This is a genomic window from Pseudomonas sp. 210_17 TE3656 (genome assembly GCF_054821965.1).
In genome coordinates, this window is the sequence record NZ_JBTRBC010000001.1 from 2692600 (window position 1) to 2706447 (window position 13848).

Consider the following 13848-nt stretch of genomic DNA (forward strand, 5'->3'; position numbering starts at 1 on the left):
ACCGTTGCGGGCTTGCCCGCCTAGTAAAAGTGCGCCTGGTTCGCAGACGCCCTATTTGTGGATAAGTTCTCTGGCGATGGCTGCCAGATCATCGAAAATCAACGTGCCTTCGGGAATTCCCTTGCTCAGGGTTTTCTCGCCTTTTCCGGTTTTTACCAGAATCGGTTGAGCATCGACGGTCAATGCGGCTTCCAGGTCACCCTTACTATCACCGACAAACCACAACCCGGCCAGATCTGCCTGGTAATGCGCGGCAATGGTTCGCAGCATGCCCGGCTTGGGCTTGCGGCAGTCGCAGCCTTCATCCGGGCCGTGAGGGCAATAGACGATCAGGCCAACCTCGCCACCCTGCTCGGCCACCAGCATGCGCAGGCGCTCATGCATGGCCTCGAGGGTTGCCAGGTCGAAGTAGCCGCGAGCAATACCGGACTGGTTGGTGGCGACCGCCACCGTCCAGCCGGCCTTGCTCAATTGCGCGATCGCTTCGATCGAACCGGGGATGGGTATCCACTCGTCCAGCGACTTGATATAGGCGTCGGAGTCCTGGTTGATCACTCCGTCCCGATCGAGAATCAGCAGCTTCAAGACTTACCCCAGCAGCGAAATGTCGGCCACGCCCAGGAACAGACCGCGCAGGCGGCTGAGCAAGGCATAGCGGTTGGCCCGCACATTGGCGTCGTCGGCGTTGACCATCACCGCCTCGAAGAAGGCGTCGACCGGTTCACGCAGGGCAGCCAGACGTGCCAGCGACTCGCTGTACTGACGTGCAGCGGCCATCGGTTGCACAGCCTGGTCGGCTTGCTGGATCGCCGAGTACAGGGAGAACTCGTTGGCATTGTCGAAGTACTTCGGCTCGACCGTGGTCGCAACCGCGCCTTCGGCCTTGCTCAGCAGGTTCGACACACGCTTGTTCACCGCGGCCAGGGCAGCGGCTTCAGGCAGCTGACGGAAGGCCTGTACGGCCTGTACGCGCTGGTCGAAGTCCAGGGCCGAACCAGGCTTGAGGGCACGTACCGACAGGTAAGTGGCAACGTCGATGCCTTCGTCTTCGTAACGGGCACGCAGACGGTCGAAGACGAACTCCAGCACCTGCTCAGCCAGGCCGGCGGCTTTGACCTTGCTGCCGAACTGGCTGACAGCGAAGTTCACCGCTTCGTTCAGGTCCAGGTCCAGCTGTTTCTCGATCAGGATCCGCAGCACGCCCAGCGCTGCACGACGCAGGGCATAGGGATCTTTGCTGCCGGTTGGCAGCATGCCGATACCGAAGATACCGACCAGGGTGTCGAGCTTGTCGGCGATGGCCACGGCCGCACCGGTCAGGGTCGACGGCAGTTCGGCACCGGCACCGCGCGGCATGTACTGCTCGTTCAGGGCCAGGGCGACGTCTTCGGGTTCGCCATCGTTGAGGGCGTAGTAGTAGCCGGCAACACCCTGCATCTCAGGGAATTCACCGACCATCTCGGTAGCCAGGTCGCACTTGGACAGCAGGCCGGCACGGGCTGCGCGCTGGGCGTCGCCGCCAATGCGCTGGGCAATGAATGCGGCCAGCTTGGCAACGCGCTCGGCCTTGTCGAAGACGCTGCCCAGTTGTGCCTGGAACACCACGTTCTTGAGGCGCTCGTTGAAGCTTTCCAGCGGCTGTTTCTTGTCTTGCTTGAAGAAGAACTCGGCGTCGGTCAGGCGTGGACGCACGACCTTCTCGTTACCTTCGATGATCTGCTTCGGATCGCGGCTTTCAACGTTGGCGACGGTGATGAAGCGCGGCAGCAGCTTGCCGTCGACGTCCAGCAGGCAGAAGTATTTCTGGTTGTCCTGCATGGTGGTGATCAGGGCTTCTTGCGGCACTTCGAGGAAACGCTCCTCGAACGAGCAGACCAGCGGCACTGGCCACTCGACCAGCGCGGTCACTTCATCGAGCAGCGCCGGCGGCACGATGGCGGTGCCTTCCTGCTGCATGGCGAGTTCGGCGGTACGCTTGCTGATCAGCTCGCGACGCTCGGCGAAATCGGCCAGCACGTAGGCTTTGCGCAGATCTTCCAGGTAGTTCGCCGGGGCGCTGATGCGCACGTCTTCCGGGTGGTGGAAGCGGTGACCACGGGAATCACGACCGGCCTTCTGGGCGAGGATGGTGCAGTCGACGACGTCGTCGCCCAGCAGCATCACCAGCCATTGGGTCGGACGCACGAACTCTTCTTTGCGCGCACCCCAACGCATGCGTTTCGGGATCGGCAGGTCGTTCAGCGAGTCTTCGACGATGGTTGGCAGCAGGCTGGCGGTGGCCTTGCCCGGGATGTGCTGGGAGAAGCGCAGCTTGGCGCCGCTCTGATCGATTTCCGCCAGCTCTACACCGCACTTCTTGGCAAAGCCGAGGGCAGCCTGGGTCGGGTTGCCTTCAGCGTCGAAGGCGGCCTGACGGGGCGGGCCGTCGACGTTGATGCTGCGGTCCGGCTGCTGGGTGTCCAGTTGACGGATCAGCACGGCCAGACGGCGTGGCGCAGCGTAGACCTGCTTGCCGGTGTAGTTCAGGCCAGCGGCCTGCAGGCCTTTCTCGATACCGGCGAGAAAGGCGTCAGCCAGGGCGCTCAGGGCCTTTGGCGGCAGTTCTTCGGTGCCCAGTTCAACCAGGAAATCTTGAGCACTCATTGTGCAGCCTCCAGCTTGGCCAATGCTTCATCACGCAATTCAGGGGACGCCATCGGGAAGCCCAGCTTGGCGCGGGCTTGCAGATAGCTTTGCGCCACGGCCCGGGCCAGGGTGCGTACGCGCAGGATGTACTGCTGACGTGCGGTCACCGAGATGGCGCGGCGGGCGTCGAGCAGGTTGAAGGTGTGGGATGCCTTGAGGACCATTTCATAGGTCGGCAGCGGCAGCTCCAGCTCGATCAGGCGATTGGCTTCGCTTTCGTAGAAGTCGAACAGTTCGAACAGCTTCTCGACGTTGGCGTGTTCGAAGTTGTAGGTCGACTGTTCCACTTCGTTCTGGTGGAACACGTCGCCGTAGGTCACCTTGCCGAACGGACCGTCGGTCCAGACCAGGTCGTAGACCGAGTCGACGCCCTGCAGGTACATGGCCAGACGCTCCAGGCCATAGGTGATTTCACCGGTGACCGGCATGCACTCGATACCGCCCACTTGCTGGAAGTAGGTGAACTGGGTGACTTCCATGCCGTTGAGCCAGATTTCCCAACCCAGACCCCAGGCACCGAGGGTCGGCGACTCCCAGTTGTCTTCGACGAAACGGATGTCGTGCACCAGCGGGTCAAGGCCGATGGCCTTCAGCGAGCCCAGGTACAGTTCCTGGAAGTTCGCCGGGTTTGGCTTGAGCACCACCTGGAACTGGTAGTAGTGCTGCAGGCGGTTGGGGTTTTCGCCATAGCGACCGTCAGCCGGGCGACGGCTCGGCTGTACGTAGGCGGCGTTCCAGATTTCCGGGCCGACGGCGCGCAGGAACGTCGCGGTATGGAAAGTGCCGGCGCCTACTTCCATATCGTAGGGCTGAAGCACCACACAACCTTGCTCGGCCCAGTAGTTCTGCAGGGCGAGGATCAAGTCTTGGAAGGTACGCACGGCTGGCGTAGGCTGGCTCACGAAATTCACCTGTTTCTAGGGCTGCGAATATAAAGAGCGGGAGTATAACCCGATTCGCCCACGCCTCTACCCTTGGAGCCTTATGCCACGTTGCTTTTGGTGTACCGACGATCCGCTTTACCAGGCGTACCACGATCAGGAATGGGGCACGCCGCAGCGTGAGCCGGGGCAATTGTTCGAAATGTTGTTGCTCGAAGGCTTCCAGGCGGGGCTGTCGTGGATCACTGTGCTGAAAAAGCGCGAACGTTATCGTGAGGTGTTGTTCGGCTTCGATCCGCAGCGCCTGGCGCAGATGAGCGATGAAGAAATCGAGGAACGCATGCTCGATCCCGGGATCATCCGCAACCGCCTCAAGCTCAATGCCGCGCGGCGCAACGCCAAGGCCTGGCTGGCTTTGGAGAACCCTGCGGAGTGGCTGTGGTCGTTTGTCGGCGGTGCGCCGAAGATCAATCATTTCAGCCAGCGCAGTGACGTTCCGGCCGTGACCGATGAAGCCAAGGCGATGAGCAAAGCTCTGCAGAAAGCCGGCTTCACTTTTGTCGGCCCGACCATCTGCTATGCCTTCATGCAGGCCACCGGCATGGTCATGGACCACACCACCGATTGTGATCGCTACGCCGCTCTGCTGCGCTGAGGGGTACAATGGCCGGCTTGCAGAAAGAGGAACCAGCCTGTGGATAAATTCAAGGGCGCCTTGATGGTCGGGGCGTTGCGATTGTTTGCCAAGCTCCCTTGGGGCGCGGTACAGCGGGTCGGCGCGGCCATCGGCTGGCTCATGTGGAAGGTGCCGAACAGCTCGCGCGAAGTGGTGCGCATCAACCTGGCCAAGTGTTTTCCGGAGATGGACCCGGTTGCCCGTGAGCAACTGGTCGGCCAGACCCTGATGGACATCGGCAAGTCCTTCACCGAAAGCGCCTGTGCCTGGATCTGGCCGGCCCAGCGTTCACTGGACCTGGTGCGTGAAGTCGAAGGCCTGGAAGTGTTGCAGGCCGCTCTGGCCTCGGGCAAGGGCGTGGTCGGCATCACCAGCCACCTGGGCAACTGGGAAGTGCTCAACCACTTCTATTGCAACCAGTGCAAACCGATCATTTTCTACCGCCCGCCCAAGCTCAAGGCGGTCGACGACCTGTTGCGCGAACAGCGTGTGCAGTTGGGTAACCGCGTGGCGGCTTCCACCAAGGAAGGCATCCTGAGCATCATCAAGGAAGTGCGTAGAGGCGGTCAGGTCGGTATTCCGGCAGACCCGGAGCCGGCCGAATCGGCGGGAATCTTCGTGCCGTTCTTCGCCACCAAGGCGCTGACCAGCAAATTCGTGCCGAACATGCTCGCTGGCGGCAAGGCAGTCGGGGTGTTCCTGCATGCCTTGCGCCTGCCCGACGGTTCCGGCTTCAAGGTGATTCTGGAAGCGGCGCCCGAGGCGATGTACAGCGAAGACACCGAAACCTCGGCGGCGGCCATGAGCCAGGTGGTCGAGCGCTATGTGCGGGCGTATCCGAGTCAGTACATGTGGAGCATGAAGCGCTTCAAGAAGCGTCCGCCGGGTGAGGCGCGCTGGTATTGATGGCTCTTGTAGGAGCTGGCTTGCCTGCGATCGGGCGCGTAGCGGCCGCAAAACCTGAGTCCTCGGTTTGTCAGGTGCAACCGGGACTCAGGATTTACGACGGCTTCGCCGCCGATCGCAGGTAAACCAGCTCCTACAGGGCTTTATCCAGTTTCTTGAGAAACACCGTCATCTCTTTCTCGGCCTGCTTGTCACCGTGGGCCTTGGCCGCTTCCAGCCCTTGTTCCCAGGCCAGGCGTGCCGCGGCTTTGTCACCCTGCAGCTGATGGGCCTTGCCCAACAGCTTCCACGCCGCCGAATACTTCGGATCGAACTCGACGCAGCGTTGCAGATGAACAGCCGCTTCGGCGCCGTTGCCTTCATCCAGCCAGGCCTTGCCCAGGCCGAAGCGCAGCAGGGCGTTATCCACACCCTTGGCCAGCATCTTTTCCAGTGACTCGCGCATCCCGGCTCTCCCTTTAGAAGAAGCTCAATCCGACATGGAACAGCTTCTCGACGTCACGGATGTACTTTTTATCCACAACGAAGAGGATCACGTGGTCGCCGGCCTCGATCACCGTGTCGTCGTGGGCGATCAGCACTTCTTCATCGCGAATGATCGCGCCGATGGTGGTCCCCGGCGGCAGGGCGATGTCTTCGATGGCTTTGCCGATCACCTTGCTGGATTTCGAGTCGCCATGGGCGATGGCTTCGATCGCCTCTGCCGCACCACGGCGCAGTGAGTGCACGCTGACGATGTCGCCGCGGCGCACGTGGGCGAGCAAGGTACCGATGGTGGCCAGCTGCGGGCTGATGGCGATGTCGATATCGCCGCCCTGGACCAGGTCGACGTAGGCCGGGTTGTTGATGATGGTCATCACCTTGCGCGCGCCCAGGCGCTTGGCCAGCAGCGAGGACATGATGTTGGCCTCGTCATCGTTGGTCAGGGCCAGGAAGATGTCGGCTTCGGCGATGTTCTCTTCGAGCATCAGGTCGCGGTCCGAGGCGCTGCCTTGCAACACCACGGTGCTGTCCAGGGTATCGGAGAGGTAGCGGCAGCGCGCCGGGTTCATCTCGATGATCTTCACCTGGTAGCGGCTTTCGATCGCCTCGGCCAGGCGCTCGCCAATCTGCCCGCCACCGGCGATGACTACACGCTTGTTGGTCTCATCGATACGCCGCAGTTCCCCCATCACCGCACGGATGTGGGCTTTGGCAGCGATGAAGAACACCTCGTCGTCGGCCTCGATCACCGTATCGCCCTGGGGCAGGATCGGCCGGTCACGGCGGAAGATCGCCGCCACGCGGGTGTCGACGTTGGGCATGTGCTCACGGATCTGGCGCAGTTGCTGGCCGACCAGCGGACCGCCGTAGTAGGCTTTGACCGCCACCAGCTGGGCCTTGCCTTCGGCGAAGTCGATGACCTGCAGGGCACCGGGATGCTCGATCAGGCGCTTGATGTAGTGGGTTACCACCTGCTCGGGGCTGATCAGCACGTCGACGGGGATGGCGTCGTTGTCGAACAGGCCGGCGCGGGTCAGGTAGGCCGATTCACGCACCCGGGCGATTTTCGTCGGGGTGTGGAACAGGGTGTAGGCGACCTGGCAGGCGACCATGTTGGTTTCGTCGCTGTTGGTCACCGCCACCAGCATGTCGGCGTCGTCGGCACCGGCCTGGCGCAGAACGGTCGGGAACGAGGCGCGGCCCTGGACGGTACGGATGTCCAGGCGGTCGCCGAGGTCGCGCAGGCGCTCGCCATCGGTATCGACCACGGTAATGTCGTTGGCTTCGCTGGCCAGGTGCTCGGCCAGCGTACCGCCGACCTGCCCTGCGCCCAGGATGATGATCTTCATCCGCTCTTCCCTTCTCTTGTTATCCGCGCGCGGCGGCGATTTTGATCAGCTTGGCATAGTAGAAGCCGTCGTGTCCGCCTTCCTGGGCCAGCAACTGGCGGCCATGCGGCTGGCGCAGGCCGGCCTGGGTCGCCAGGTCCAGCTCGCGGGCACCCGGCGTGCGGGCGAGGAAGGCCTCGATCACTTCGGTGTTTTCCGTCGGCAGGGTCGAACAGGTGGCATACAGCAGGATGCCGCCGACTTCCAGGGTTGGCCACAGGGCATCGAGCAGTTCACCCTGCAGAGCGGCGAGGGCCGGGATATCGTCGGCCTGACGGGTCATCTTGATATCGGGATGACGGCGAATCACACCGGTGGCCGAGCAAGGTGCATCGAGCAGGATGCGCTGGAAACCCTTACCGTCCCACCAACTGGCTGTGTCGCGGGCATCACAGGCAATCAACTGGGCATCCAGACCCAGACGGTCGAGGTTTTCCCGGACCCGGGTCAGGCGCTTGGCTTCGAGGTCGATCGCGACCACGGACTCCAGTTTCGCTTCGGCTTCGAGCAGGTGGCAGGTCTTGCCGCCGGGCGCGCAGCAGGCGTCGAGGACACGCTGGCCGGGCGCCAGATCAAGCAGGTCGGCAGCCAGCTGCGCGGCTTCGTCCTGAACGCTGATCCAGCCCTGATCGAACCCCGGCAGACCGCGCACATCGCAGGCTTGGGCGAGGAGGATGCCATCGACGCTGTACTGGCAGGCAGTGGCTTCCAGTCCCGCTTCGCGCAACAGCTCCAGATAGGCTTCGCGGCTGTGATGACGGCGGTTGACCCGCAGGATCATCGGCGGATGGGCATTGTTGGCGGCGCAGATGGCGTCCCACTGCTCCGGCCAGAACGCTTTGAGCGATTTCTGCAACCAGCGCGGGTGGGCAGTGCGTACCACCGGATCACGTTCCAGCTCGGCGAAGATCTCACTGCTCTCGCGTTGCGCGCGGCGCAGCACGGCATTGAGCAGGGCCTTGGCCCAGGGCTTTTTCAGCTTGTCGGCACAGCCTACGGTTTCACCGATCGCAGCGTGAGCCGGGACACGGGTGTAAAGCAGTTGATACAGGCCGACCAGCAGCAAGGCTTCGACATCGGCGTCGGCCTTCTTGAACGGCTTTTGCAGCAGACGCTCGGCTAGCGCCGAGAGCCGTGGCTGCCAGCGTGCGGTGCCAAAGGCCAGGTCCTGGGTCAGGCCACGGTCACGTACTTCGACCTTGTCCAGTTGCGCGGGCAGCGAACTGTTCAGTGAGGCCTTGCCGCTGAGTACTGCCGCCAGGGCGCGGGCGGCTGCCAGACGTGGATTCATTGACCGAGCACCGTGCCGCTGGCGAATTTCTCGCGACGACTGTTGAACAGATCGCTGAAGTTCAGCGCTTTGCCACCCGGCAATTGCAGGCGGGTCAGGCACAGGGCCTGTTCACCGCAGGCGACGACCAGGCCGTCTTTGCTGGCGCCGAGGATTTCACCTGGCGCACCGCTGCCTGTGGATAAGCTGGCAGCGAGTACTTTCACTGCTTCACCGTTGAGGGTGCTGTGACAGATCGGCCAGGGATTGAAGGCGCGAATCAGACGCTCCAGCTCAACCGCTGGACGGCTCCAGTCCAGGCGCGCTTCGTCTTTGTTCAGCTTGTGGGCATAGGTGGCCAGGCTGTCGTCCTGGACTTCACCTTGCAGCGTGCCAGCGGCCAGACCGGCCACGGCTTCAAGCACGGCTGGCGGGCCCATTTCGGCCAGGCGGTCGTGCAGCGTGCCGCCGGTATCAGTGGCGCTGATCGGGGTGCTGACCTTGAGCAGCATCGGGCCGGTATCCAGACCGGCCTCCATGCGCATTACGGTCACACCGCTTTCATTGTCGCCGGCTTCGACCGCGCGCTGGATCGGCGCCGCACCGCGCCAGCGTGGCAGCAGCGAGGCGTGGCTGTTGATGCAGCCCAGGCGCGGAATATCCAGCACTGCTTGCGGCAGGATCAGGCCGTAGGCGACCACCACCATCAGGTCCGGCTTGAGGGCCGCCAGTTCAGCTTGAGCTTCAGCATTGCGCAGGGTCGGCGGTTGCAGGACCTGGATACCGTTATCCACAGCCAGTTGCTTGACCGCGCTGGGCATCAGCTTTTGCCCGCGCCCGGCCGGGCGGTCCGGTTGGGTGTAGACGGCCACCACTTCATAAGGGCTGTCGATCAAGGCCTTGAGGTGTTCGGCGGCAAACTCAGGGGTGCCTGCAAAGACAATGCGCATGGAGTTCTCGCTTAAAAAGAAAAAGGCTTGCCGGAGCAAGCCTTTGGAAAGAGGAGATCAAGCTTGCTGGCGATGCTGCTTTTCCAGCTTCTTCTTGATCCGGTCACGTTTGAGCGTCGACAGGTAATCGACGAACAACTTGCCGTTGAGGTGATCGCATTCGTGCTGGATGCACACTGCCAGCAGGCCTTCGGCAATCAGCTCGTAGGGCTTGCCATCGCGATCCAGCGCCTTGACCTTGACCCGCACCGGGCGGTCGACGTTCTCGTAGAAGCCGGGTACCGACAGGCAGCCTTCCTGGTACTGGTCCATTTCGTCGGTCAGCATCTCGAGCTCAGGGTTGATGAACACCCGCGGCTCGCTGCGATCTTCGCTCAGGTCCATGACCACGATGCGCTTGTGCACGTTGATCTGGGTTGCCGCCAGGCCGATGCCCGGGGCTTCGTACATGGTTTCAAACATGTCATCGATCAACTGGCGAACGCCGTCATCGACTTCGGTCACCGGTTTGGCGATGGTGCGAAGACGCGGGTCCGGGAATTCGAGGATGTTCAGAATGGCCATAAGCGTATGAGCTGCACTGTGCGATGAATTACAAACATGAGTACACATAATAAAGGGATTCGGCGCATTCGGCACCTGGCAAAGGTCAGCTAAGGTTTCAGGCAGCCCCCAGGCATGCCACCAAGGGACATTTTTCAACCGGTTGTCAAAGTATTATCAACAGAGTTATCCACAGCTTGTGCAGGGTCCATTCAACTCGTTCGATCAAGGATGATCGTTATGCCAGATCCAGCTTACCGGGCGTGCTCCCCCGCCGAACTCGAGGCGCGTTTGCGCCTGCATCGTTTGCCCGGGCTCGGTCCGCAACGATTTCACTCGCTCCTGCAGGCGTTCGGCAGTGCATCGGCTGCGCTCAGTGCCCCGGCCAGTGCCTGGGGCTCGCTGGGCCTCCCCGGGGTGAGCGCCGAGGCCCGCCGCAGCCATGAAGTACGCGAAGGCGCAGCGGCTGCATTAGCCTGGCTAGAGCGGCGCGACCAGCATTTACTGATGTGGGACGACCCCGCCTACCCCGCTTTACTGGCTGAAGTGGATAGCGCTCCACCCCTGCTGTTCGTGGCCGGTAACCCGGCGTTGCTGGAGAAACCGCAGCTGGCGATTATCGGCAGTCGCCGCGCATCGCGTCCGGCGCTGGACACCGCCGGGGCCTTTTCCCGACACCTGGCGCGGGGTGGATTTGTCATTACCAGCGGCTTGGCCCTGGGGGTCGACGGTGCCGCTCATCAGGCTGCCCTGGATGTCGGCGGGCAGACGATCGGGGTGCTGGGTACCGGGTTGCAGAAATTTTATCCACAACGGCATCGGGCGCTGGCTGCGGCGATGATCGAGCAAGGCAGTGCCGTGGTTTCCGAGTTTCCTCTCGATGCAGGGCCGGTGGCGGGTAACTTTCCCCGGCGCAATCGCATCATCAGTGGCCTGTCGTTGGGAGTGCTGGTGGTCGAGGCGAGCCTGGCCAGTGGCTCGCTGATCACCGCACGGCTGGCGGCTGAGCAAGGGCGAGAGGTCTATGCCATTCCGGGTTCGATTCATCATCCGGGGTCCAAAGGCTGCCACCAGTTGATTCGCGATGGTGCCTTGCTGGTGGAAAACGTCGAGCAGATTGTCGAGACTCTGCAGGGATGGCAGCGTCTGCCGCCGGTGCAGGGTGGCGAAGCTGCCGGCAGCCGGCATGTGCTTGAAGATTTGCTGCTGGCGGCGCCACAAACCAGCGAAGCGCTTGCCAATAGCAGCGGTTGGCCGCTGCCCAGGGTACTGGCGGCATTGACCGAGCTTGAAGTGGCTGGACGGGTTTGTAATGAAGCTGGACGTTGGTTTGCCCGGCCTGCCTAAGTACACTGCTGGTTAGCCTTTATGCGGAGTGAGTTCAATGGTGAGCAGTTGGCGTGTGCAACAAGCCGCGCGTGAAATTCGGGCCGGTGCGGTGATTGCCTACCCAACCGAGGCCGTCTGGGGCCTGGGCTGTGATCCCTGGAACGAGGAAGCGGTGGATCGCCTGCTGGCGATCAAGTCGCGCTCGGTCGACAAGGGGTTGATCCTGATTGCCGACAATATCCGCCAGTTCGACTTCCTGTTTGAGGATTTCCCTGAAATCTGGCTCGACCGTATGGGCAGCACCTGGCCTGGTCCGAACACCTGGCTGGTGCCGCACCAGAACATGTTGCCGGAGTGGATTACCGGGGTTCATGACACCGTAGCCCTGCGGGTCAGCGACCATCCAGTGGTACGTGAGCTGTGCTCACTGGTCGGGCCGCTGGTTTCGACCTCGGCCAACCCTCAGGGGCGTCCGGCGGCGAAATCACGCTTGCGCGTCGAGCAGTACTTCCGCGGGCAACTGGATCTGGTCCTGGGTGGTGCACTGGGTGGCCGGCGTAACCCGAGTGTGATCCGTGACCTGGTGACCGGGGAAGTGGTTCGGGCGGGGTAAGCCTTATCGCGGGGCAAGCCCGCTCCCACAGTGTGGGAGCGGGCTTGCCCCGCGAAAAATCAAGGCAACAACACTGTCGACCCAACCGTGCGCCGCGCTGACAATTCGGTCTGCGCCTTGGCCGCCTCGCTCAGCGGATAACGCTGCTGGATATCCACCGTCAGCTTGCCACTAGCGATCATCGCGAACAGGTCATCGGCCATCGCCTGGGTGTTTTCGGCATTGTTGGCGTAGCTGGCCAGGGTCGGCCGGGTGACATACAGCGAACCCTTTTGCGCCAGGATGCCCAGATTCACTCCGCTGACCGCGCCCGAGGCGTTGCCGAAGCTGACCATCAGACCGCGCGGCGCCAGGCAATCCAGAGAAGTCAGCCAGGTGTCCTGACCAACGCCGTCGTAGACCACCGGGCACTTTTTGCCGTCAGTCAGTTCCAGCACGCGTTGGGCCACATCCTCACGGCTGTAGTCGATGGTCGCCCAGGCCCCCAGCGCTTTGGCGCGCTCGGCTTTTTCCGCCGAACTCACGGTACCGATCAATTTGGCACCCAGGGCCTTGGCCCATTGGCAGGCCAGTGAGCCAACACCACCGGCAGCGGCGTGGAACAGAATGGTGTCGCCCGGTTGCACGGCGTAGGTCTGTTTGAGCAGGTATTGCACGGTCAGCCCCTTGAGCATGACCGCTGCGGCCTGTTCGAAGCTGATGGCGTCAGGCAGTTTGACCAGATTGGCTTCGGGCAACACATGCACTTCGCTGTAGGCACCCAGCGGGCCCCCGGCATAGGCGACACGGTCGCCGATCTTGAGCCGGGTGACCTGAGCACCGACCGCCTCGACTATCCCGGCACCTTCCGTGCCCAGCCCCGAAGGCAGTGCAGGCGGCGCATACAGGCCGCTGCGAAAGTACGTGTCGATAAAGTTCAGGCCGATGGCCTGGTTGCGTACACGGACCTGCTGCGGACCGGGTGCGGCAGGTTCGAAATCGACCAGTTGCAGGACCTCCGGGCCCCCATGCTGGCTGAACTGGATACGCTTGGCCATCTGCACTCTCCTGTCGGGTTCGGAAAACCCCTATCGGACGCCTTTGCTTGATCGCCGTCAACTGCGGCCAGCCAGCCGCCGGTGGTATGCTACGCGCCGAATTTGCTCATGCCCGCTTCCAGGTGATCTGATGACTAGCCGCACCGAGGCCGTGAAAGCCTACCTGCTCGACTTGCAAGACCGTATTTGTGCCGCCCTCGAAACCGAAGACGGCGGCGCCCGCTTTGTCGAAGACGCCTGGACGCGTGAAGCCGGCGGTGGTGGACGGACCCGGGTGATCGGTGAAGGCAAGGTCATCGAAAAGGGCGGCGTGAACTTCTCCCACGTCTTCGGTAGCGGCCTGCCGCCTTCGGCCAGCGCCCATCGGCCGGAGCTGGCCGGGCGTGGTTTCGAGGCCCTGGGGGTATCGCTGGTTATCCACCCGCATAACCCGCATGTACCGACCTCGCACGCCAATGTGCGTTTCTTCATCGCCGAGAAGGAAGGCGAAGAAGCGGTCTGGTGGTTCGGCGGCGGTTTCGACCTGACCCCCTACTACGGCAACGAAGAAGACTGCCTGCACTGGCATCAGGTGGCCGAACGTGCCTGTGCGCCGTTTGGTGCCGACGTCTACCCGCGTTACAAGGCCTGGTGCGACCGTTATTTCCACCTCAAGCATCGCGGCGAGCCGCGCGGTATTGGCGGCCTGTTCTTCGATGACCTGAACGATTGGGACTTCGACACCTGCTTCGCGTTCATGCGCGCCATCGGCGATGCCTACATCGAGGCCTACCTGCCGATTGTCCAGCGCCGCAAGGCCATGGCCTACACGGCCGAGCAGCGGGAGTTCCAGGAATACCGTCGCGGCCGCTATGTCGAGTTCAACCTGGTCTACGACCGTGGCACCCTGTTCGGTCTGCAATCGGGCGGACGTACCGAATCGATCCTGATGTCGCTGCCACCGCAAGTGCGTTGGGGGTACGATTGGAAAGCTGCACCAGGCAGCGAAGAAGCGCGCCTGACCGAGTATTTCCTCCAGGACCGTGACTGGCTTGGCGAAACCAAGGCTAGCCACTGAGCCGTTGTGGATAACTTTTCCGGCCCTGCC

The 13848-nt window shown here is 62.6% G+C and carries 14 protein-coding genes; 5 read left to right on the forward strand and 9 right to left on the reverse strand.

Features of this window, described 5'->3' with window-relative positions; all coding sequences use genetic code 11:
- Nucleotides 1–51: 51 nt before the first annotated feature.
- From gmhB to glyQ, 3 genes are read right to left on the reverse strand one after another with little or no spacing between them, the layout of a single operon-like run.
- Complete coding sequence (gmhB, locus tag ACVI9W_RS12610) at nucleotides 52–585, reverse strand: D-glycero-beta-D-manno-heptose 1,7-bisphosphate 7-phosphatase (protein ID WP_461530165.1); 534 nt, start codon at nucleotides 583–585, stop codon at nucleotides 52–54.
- A 3-nt stretch (nucleotides 586–588) separates the two neighbouring features.
- The gene (gene glyS, locus ACVI9W_RS12615; protein WP_461530166.1) at nucleotides 589–2643 is read right to left on the reverse strand and encodes a glycine--tRNA ligase subunit beta; all 2055 of its coding nucleotides are present in this window, start codon (nucleotides 2641–2643) and stop codon (nucleotides 589–591) included.
- Complete coding sequence (glyQ, locus tag ACVI9W_RS12620; protein WP_038605114.1) at nucleotides 2640–3587, reverse strand: glycine--tRNA ligase subunit alpha; 948 nt, start codon at nucleotides 3585–3587, stop codon at nucleotides 2640–2642. The genes glyS and glyQ overlap by 4 nt, the downstream gene beginning before the upstream one ends.
- An 82-nt stretch (nucleotides 3588–3669) precedes the next feature.
- On the opposite strand from glyQ, the gene ACVI9W_RS12625 reads away from it, so the two are divergent.
- Together ACVI9W_RS12625 and ACVI9W_RS12630 are read left to right on the forward strand one after the other, a co-directional pair.
- The gene (locus ACVI9W_RS12625) at nucleotides 3670–4221 is read left to right on the forward strand and encodes a DNA-3-methyladenine glycosylase I (RefSeq protein WP_461530167.1); all 552 of its coding nucleotides are present in this window, start codon (nucleotides 3670–3672) and stop codon (nucleotides 4219–4221) included.
- A gap of 39 nt (nucleotides 4222–4260) precedes the next feature.
- Nucleotides 4261–5148: a lysophospholipid acyltransferase gene (locus ACVI9W_RS12630; protein ID WP_038605120.1), complete on the forward strand. Its 888-nt coding sequence runs from the start codon at nucleotides 4261–4263 to the stop codon at nucleotides 5146–5148.
- A gap of 133 nt (nucleotides 5149–5281) precedes the next feature.
- Here ACVI9W_RS12630 and ACVI9W_RS12635 read toward each other — a convergent pair whose 3' ends face one another.
- The 5 genes from ACVI9W_RS12635 to def are packed head-to-tail and all read right to left on the reverse strand — an operon-like array spanning nucleotide 5282 to nucleotide 9803.
- On the reverse strand, nucleotides 5282–5593 hold the full coding sequence (locus ACVI9W_RS12635) for a hypothetical protein (RefSeq protein ID WP_342623778.1): 312 nt from the start codon (nucleotides 5591–5593) through the stop codon (nucleotides 5282–5284).
- 13 nt (nucleotides 5594–5606) lie between these two features.
- On the reverse strand, nucleotides 5607–6980 hold the full coding sequence (trkA, locus tag ACVI9W_RS12640; RefSeq protein WP_038605126.1) for a Trk system potassium transporter TrkA: 1374 nt from the start codon (nucleotides 6978–6980) through the stop codon (nucleotides 5607–5609).
- 19 nt (nucleotides 6981–6999) lie between these two features.
- Nucleotides 7000–8310, reverse strand: coding sequence for a 16S rRNA (cytosine(967)-C(5))-methyltransferase RsmB (rsmB, locus tag ACVI9W_RS12645; protein ID WP_461530168.1), 1311 nt, complete (start codon nucleotides 8308–8310; stop codon nucleotides 7000–7002).
- Nucleotides 8307–9239, reverse strand: a complete 933-nt coding sequence (fmt, locus tag ACVI9W_RS12650; RefSeq protein WP_422421626.1) for a methionyl-tRNA formyltransferase — start codon at nucleotides 9237–9239, stop codon at nucleotides 8307–8309. Before fmt ends, rsmB begins: the two co-directional genes overlap by 4 nt.
- Before the next feature lie 57 nt (nucleotides 9240–9296).
- A complete protein-coding gene (gene def, locus ACVI9W_RS12655; protein ID WP_038605133.1) occupies nucleotides 9297–9803 on the reverse strand; it encodes a peptide deformylase in 507 nt (168 codons plus the stop codon).
- A 219-nt stretch (nucleotides 9804–10022) separates the two neighbouring features.
- Between def and dprA the strand changes: the two genes are divergently transcribed.
- Both dprA and ACVI9W_RS12665 read left to right on the forward strand, forming a co-directional pair.
- Nucleotides 10023–11129, forward strand: coding sequence for a DNA-processing protein DprA (dprA, locus tag ACVI9W_RS12660; protein ID WP_461530169.1), 1107 nt, complete (start codon nucleotides 10023–10025; stop codon nucleotides 11127–11129).
- 37 nt (nucleotides 11130–11166) lie between these two features.
- Nucleotides 11167–11724 (forward strand): L-threonylcarbamoyladenylate synthase type 1 TsaC, encoded by a 558-nt coding sequence (locus ACVI9W_RS12665; RefSeq protein WP_038605138.1) that lies wholly within the window; start codon nucleotides 11167–11169, stop codon nucleotides 11722–11724.
- 59 nt (nucleotides 11725–11783) lie between these two features.
- Here the strand turns inward: ACVI9W_RS12665 and ACVI9W_RS12670 are convergent, their stop codons facing one another.
- A complete protein-coding gene (locus ACVI9W_RS12670) occupies nucleotides 11784–12761 on the reverse strand; it encodes an NADPH:quinone reductase (RefSeq protein WP_461530170.1) in 978 nt (325 codons plus the stop codon).
- Between the two features lie 130 nt (nucleotides 12762–12891).
- On the opposite strand from ACVI9W_RS12670, the gene hemF reads away from it, so the two are divergent.
- Nucleotides 12892–13818, forward strand: a complete 927-nt coding sequence (gene hemF, locus ACVI9W_RS12675) for an oxygen-dependent coproporphyrinogen oxidase (RefSeq protein ID WP_461530171.1) — start codon at nucleotides 12892–12894, stop codon at nucleotides 13816–13818.
- The last annotated feature ends 30 nt before the right edge of the window (nucleotides 13819–13848 follow it).